Source organism: Pseudomonas sp. CAU 1711 (genome assembly GCF_039888625.1).
GTDB lineage: Bacteria > Pseudomonadota > Gammaproteobacteria > Pseudomonadales > Pseudomonadaceae > Aquipseudomonas.
In genome coordinates, this window is record NZ_JBDQQT010000032.1 from 1 (window position 1) to 4839 (window position 4839).

2 protein-coding genes are annotated in these 4839 nt (G+C 54.3%); both read right to left on the reverse strand.

Features of this window, described 5'->3' with window-relative positions; all coding sequences use genetic code 11:
• Nucleotides 1–54: 54 nt before the first annotated feature.
• On the reverse strand, nt 55–3933 hold the full coding sequence (locus AAFN46_RS20465) for a hypothetical protein (RefSeq protein ID WP_347810537.1): 3879 nt from the start codon (nt 3931–3933) through the stop codon (nt 55–57).
• Between the two features lie 94 nt (nt 3934–4027).
• Nucleotides 4028–4675 carry a hypothetical protein gene (locus AAFN46_RS20470; protein WP_347810538.1) on the reverse strand — a complete coding sequence of 216 codons (648 nt, stop codon included), beginning with the start codon at nt 4673–4675 and terminating at the stop codon, nt 4028–4030.
• Nucleotides 4676–4839: the final 164 nt, after the last annotated feature.

Below are 4839 nucleotides of genomic sequence, written 5' to 3' on the forward strand. Positions count from 1 at the left end.
TGCGGGTCTGCTTGCGCTTGCCGGCGTACTCGGCATCGGCGAAGGTCATCTGCTTCATCGGGAAACTCGGGCAACGGGATCGGCGTATTTCACCAGATTCGGGAAGTCTTCTTCAGAATTTCCATAGAGGAAGCGTGGGGTCAGGTTCAGTGCTCCACACAGCTCATACATGTCCTGCCTTTTTTTCTCCGCTCTGCGAAGGGTTTTGAGAGATTGCTCGTGGTTGTCCAGGGTGCCCGACCACCGCTTCACGTCGATGCAGATGATGGTGTCATCAACGTGGATATAGCTGTCGTAGTATTCGTACACCGCAGGCCCTAGAAGATCGATCAACTGATCCAGGTTCAGTGGTTTGATCCCCAGTGCGGAGAGCACCTTCGAGAAAATGAATTCCCCCACGTTCCCCTTCAGGAGCGGGATGAGGGCCGGGTTAGGTAGGTGTACATCAACCCCATCGCTGGCCATGTTGCACGCTAGATTAACGATGCCAGGCCCTGAGTCAGTGTCTTTGCCGTCTGTGCGCACGTAGTCAGGAACCAGCCATTTCGCGGGCTGATAGACAGCTTGCCCATGAAGCAGGTCGGTGAGGTGGTAGAAGCTTTCCGATGTTGTGCAGACGGTGACTCGATCTGTTACTTGCCTCGGAAGGTAAAAGGCACTAATGACTTCTTGGTAGTAGTTGGAGGCCTTTACAAGAGGAGAGGCCAGGAGCTTGCGGACGTACTTTTCAGGGGCGGTGATGCTATCTGGTGACCTGAGCAGCTCATTGAGCTCGATGGCATCCCGATTACCTTCACGCGCGCTGCTGAGAATCTTGTTTCGGAATGCCCCGCTGAAGAAGTTTTCGATGTCGTCAGCAGCGGCGGCTACGTTGGCGGTGAATTGCTCGCGTTCCACTTCGGATGGGAAGCAGCGTCTCTCCGCTTGTTCAAGGCAGAACTGCATGAGCCTGTGATTCAGTAGCGAAAGGCTGTTGATGAGAAGGTCGTTACCTTCACGGCGAAGCCGGCTATACCTCACCACCAAGTCGTCGATGACGTCACTCGGTAGGAAGATTTCGGTGTGGAGATAGCTATCCCGTCTTTCAACGCGACCTACAGCCTGGATGATGGCCTTGAGCACTGCTAGATCATGCTCGTGGTTCAGGATGCGGCGATTCTTGGGCTGCATCAGGTTTGAGTCGAACTCAGACAAACGAACAGCCTCGTTCTCCCCGGATGAGATGTGTTTCAGCAGGAGAATATGGTTTTTGACGGTGTTGAGGCCGGTGTCCTTCTCGCGGATCGCGCTGTAGAAGGGGGTATTGACCAGCACCAGACGGTCGAAGTCTTGGTGGAAGTTGTCCTCGCTTCGCTCAATGAACAGATTAAGGCCGGTACCAGCGCTGCCGTATGCGGAGATCAGGCAAATGCGAGTATCTGCATCAACCTTAAGGTACTCGTCGATGTTGACCTCTTTAGCCAGTTGGGAGCTGAAGAGGATGACCCTGATCCTAGTTTTGTCCTCAAAAGGTTTCAGCTCGAAAATCTTGTCTTGGTGCTTGCGCCGAAAACCCTTCAAGCGACCCTCAAGGCCCTGTGCCAACAGGGCTCTAAAAAGATCTGCAAAACGGTTGTTCAGGGAGAGAATGAAGGTGTTCTTTCCATCCCAGGCGGCCATGAGCATGGCCTCGATCTGCCGGCGGTAGGCTGACATTCGATACTTGCTTTCACGGTAGCCCTGAGGAAGCAGGGCGTTTGACCAGAATTTGTATGCACTCTGGAAGGCAGGGTCGCTGCGCAAACCGCTGATGTCATCTGCAGAGGTGTTGTGGAAGGGCCTGACTTGCATCGTTCTGGCTTTGGCGCGGGCCTCACGGAGGTCTTCCAGTGCACATACGTCCGCTACAGACCGCTGAATTACTCGTACACCAAGGTTATCGCCAAGCGCTTCCCCATAGCGGCTCAGCATTTTCCTGGAGAAGTTCCCTGAGTAGGAGTCCTTGAAGCCCGTTGTTGCGCTCAGGCACATCGCGCTGTTCTGTGTTCCATGCAGGATACGAAGCAGTTTGACCTCAGGTAGTTCCAGGATCAGGTCGAGGTGGAAGTCGACAAAAATACGGTTCTTCACCGCGTCATTTCCGAAGGGAATCTTGTCCACCTTGACCAGTGAAAACACGATTTTGGGAGCGAAGAAGGTGAAGAACGCATCTACGAAAATCTCGGCGTCCTTAGCGCGGTCGAAGATGGATGCGACATAGGAGCTATGCTGACGAGCCTTCGTGATGAACTCAGAAAGTGGGGCGTTCTGACTGGCATCCTCGCCCAGCGCCAGCAAATGTCTTAGCGAGCTGTTTTGAGGGATCTTGGAGCAGGCGTACAGGGCACAAAGCATGACTTGCAAGAAGTCGTGCAAAGTTGGGTCTGTGCTGGGGCCACCATCATTGAAGGACAGGCGGATCTCGCTCTTGCCGCAGACAGACCGCATTCGAATACGCTTGAGGGCATCCTCGTTGTAGAAGCGCCTTGGCGTCATGCTGAAGATGTTGCGTGACAAAGCGAGGATCTGCTCGACATCACGGTTGTCGATGGTGATGTGTCCGACATTCCCGGAACACATTTGCAGAATGGAGTCCAGGCTGACGCTGGTTTCGCAGTCCTCATCGTAATGCCGGCGGAGATCATTCATCAGCTCAACAGCTTCGTTGAACGCGATGGGCTCCTCCTCGTCAGGGCCATACGTTGCCGAAATCATTTCCATCAGGCGGTGGAGGCCGGCAATAACATGAGGGGGCTTGACCTTCTCGCTGATCAGCTTCTTCTTACCGTCCTCAAAAATCCGGTCGTAGCTGTCGTGCTCCTCGTCGATGACGAGGTTGAAGGTGATTCCGTTCAGCTGGAAATAGTTGGCCTCGTCGGGGAGGAAGAAGTCACTCTTCAGGTACGCAATTTGCTCATCATGGCTCAGGCTGCAGGCTGCCCCAATCGGGGCGGCGGCGTCCTCATTCGCATCGGTTGGGCCGCGCTTAGCTCCGAGAATTTCGTCAAAGCCAAGCTTCTTGATATTGGGTTCTTTCTTGTTGTCTAAATATCCAATGAACGCGCGTTTCAGGAATCGGGCGGTGGTGGCAACGAAGATGGTAGGTCCCACCTTGGCCCGCTCGAACGGTAGAACGTGATCGATGATTTGGATCTTGGCCCGATCACGGTCGTCATTGGCACGCTGAAAGCGCTCGTGGGTGGTCTGGAACTCAAAACCAACCTTCTCCCGGATTACCGCCTTGGCCAAGTCTTGCAACGCATAGAGCAGGCGGCTTTTAGCGGCATCAATCCGACGCTCAAGATCAGCTTCTCGCAGGTAGTCGGTGACCCCCGACTTCAGGAATCGAGTCTGCTCCGCCTCAGTGATCTTGAGTCCACTAATAGCGCTACTCAGTTCGCCAATAGTCTCGCGGTAGTACTCAGTTTTGAGAACTCTAGTCCAGCCGACGTATAGATCTTCATTGCAAATACCCGATACCCAGCCGACAAAGTTGAGGTCGGATAAATCCTGCTCCGCCAGGAAACTGAGGATACTGACACCCCGAGCAGCTGCCTTCTCCTGAGTTGCCTTGGAGACGTCTATCTGTGCCTTGTGCGGGGTGATAAAGAACAGGTTGCGGTGGCCACCACGTTCGCCACGCACTGCCGCGTGCTCGATGAACTGGTCGAACACGTTGTAGGACTTCCCGAAGCCAGTGCCGTCGTTGGCGAAACTTACCGAAGGATTAGGCTTGGCGTGCCCATTGAAAAACGGCGCCAGCCTGGCCCGGTGCGAATTTATCTCGTCGCTAAGCGCAGCACTGACCGCCCCCTCCTGCGCAGAAGGGATGCCGGCGAACAGGTCGCCATTTTGCAGCGGTGGAGTCTCTGGGGGGCGGCTACCGCCCTTGGTGTCTCTAAGTTTCTTCTGCATGGCGGCAATCCTTTGCTTGTCGAGGCAGCTGATGTTGCTCCCCAAAAACGGATTGATGGTTATTCATCTATTCAAGATGAACCGGTGTCCATCCTCAGCCAACCACTGGGTAGTTGGCATCGCCCCATAAGGTGTTCGGGCTGTCCAGCATGATCTGGATGATCAAGGGCACCAGCTTACCTAGCAGGTTGCAGCAGTCGCGTAGCTGATCTCTGTTCACCCGGCCATTCCAGGTTGCTCCGCCATGTATGAGCTGGTTTCGCAGGGTGTAGATGCGGTTGAACATTACGCCAAGTACCGCAGGCGTGTTGCGGTTGGCCAGCGCCATAGCCGCTGCTTTTTTTCCACTGGTGAAGCGTTCTTTCCACTGTTCTTCGCTGATCTTTCCGCTTTGATGCTCCCAGAAACTTTGGAAAACATACGGGTTGTCCAGTAGTACCCGAATGCTGCCGGGGAACTCCGACCAGACGAGCTTCTCGATACTGTCGGTGCTATCGAGTGAGCACAGTTTTTCGAGAAAGGCTTTGAAGGTTTCCTGTTCGGATAATCGCTGCTGCTCGTCGATATCGGTGGCGTAGGCAGCGTTGAATGCGATCCACAGAAAAATGAATCGGCCATCAGTGTCTTCGGCTTGCTCTGCTCGGTTCAGCCAACTCAGTGCTCGATGCAGTCGCAGGCTGAGATTGGGATGTTGCTGGTCGCGCTCTTGGCGGTGGCGCTCCTTCAAAGCCTGGTAGTGCATACGATAACTCCATGTTCTGAAAACCAGACCATACCAAGGCTTTAAGGAAGGTCTGAAGTAGAGCGGTTTTTCTGGCTGACTTCGGCCTTCGCCAATTTTGAAAGCGGCCAGTGGGTCAAAATCGACCAGATGGCTCGCTCATTTCGGTGTTTCTGGCCGCCGCA

Bases quoted from the DNA above. Each gene is read 5' to 3' on its own strand.
- AAFN46_RS20470 (WP_347810538.1), bottom strand. From the start codon at position 4,675: ATGCACTACCAGGCTTTGAAGGAGCGCCACCGCCAAGAGCGCGACCAG.
- AAFN46_RS20465 (WP_347810537.1), bottom strand. From the start codon at position 3,933: ATGCAGAAGAAACTTAGAGACACCAAGGGCGGTAGCCGCCCCCCAGAG.